Source organism: Parafrankia sp. Ea1.12, assembly GCF_900465275.1.
GTDB classification, from domain to species: domain Bacteria; phylum Actinomycetota; class Actinomycetes; order Frankiales; family Frankiaceae; genus Parafrankia; species Parafrankia soli.
On the sequence record NZ_UBIZ01000057.1, the window covers coordinates 1 to 234 of the forward strand.

At 67.1% G+C, this 234-nt stretch carries 1 protein-coding gene; it reads right to left on the minus strand.

Annotated features, from left to right (window positions below):
* The coding region (locus tag FMEAI12_RS00290) for a helix-turn-helix domain-containing protein (protein ID WP_146776588.1) at nt 1–234 on the minus strand (234 nt) is incomplete at both ends.

Below are 234 nucleotides of genomic sequence, written 5' to 3' on the forward strand. Positions count from 1 at the left end.
GCAGGAACTGTCGCCATGTCGTGTCGGTCTGCCGTTTCGGAGCCGGTGGCAACCTGAGGGTCTTCAGGACCCGGCGGATCGTGGATGCGCTCACCCGGTGGCCGAGTTTGAGGAGCTCGCCCTGGATCCGCTGGTAGCCCCACGTCGTGTTCTCGGTCGCAAGCCGCTCGATCAGCGCGGCGATCTCCTGGCTGATCGGTGGCCCTCCCGTCCGGTGCGTGTGGGTCCATGTCC